Source organism: Phyllobacterium phragmitis, assembly GCF_002980495.1.
Taxonomy (GTDB): domain Bacteria; phylum Pseudomonadota; class Alphaproteobacteria; order Rhizobiales; family Rhizobiaceae; genus Paramesorhizobium; species Paramesorhizobium phragmitis.
This window is the reverse complement of record NZ_PVBR01000107.1, coordinates 1-360: the sequence shown is the minus strand read 5'-3', so window position 1 is coordinate 360 and position 360 is coordinate 1. Positions and strand designations below refer to the sequence as shown.

Sequence of the window (360 nt, the reverse complement as noted above, 5' to 3'; positions counted from 1 at the left end):
ATCCCGACATCGTCGCCATCGACGGCAAGACCTCGCGCCGCGCCCACAACCGCAGCAGGGGACAGAACCCGCTGCATCTGGTTTCAGCCTGGGCCGCACGCCAGCGTCTCGTGCTGGGACAGCAGGCCTGCGCGGAAAAATCCAACGAGATCACGGCCATCCCCGAATTGCTTGAGCGGCTGGAGCTCACCGGCGCCCTGGTGACCATCGACGCCATGGGCTGCCAGACCAAGATCGCCGCCGCCATCCGCAACAAGGGCGCCGATTATCTGCTTGCCCTCAAGGGCAACTGGCCCGCCCTTTGCGCCGAAGTCGAGCGCTTCTTCGCCGACGCTGGTCCGGACACCTGCCAACACCATC

The 360-nt window shown here is 65.8% G+C and carries 1 protein-coding gene; it reads left to right on the top strand.

The genetic code is table 11. From position 1 onward, the window contains the following. Positions 1 to 360 (top strand): ISAs1 family transposase (locus C5748_RS27545; protein WP_146119667.1); only part of this gene is annotated, 360 nt, incomplete at both ends.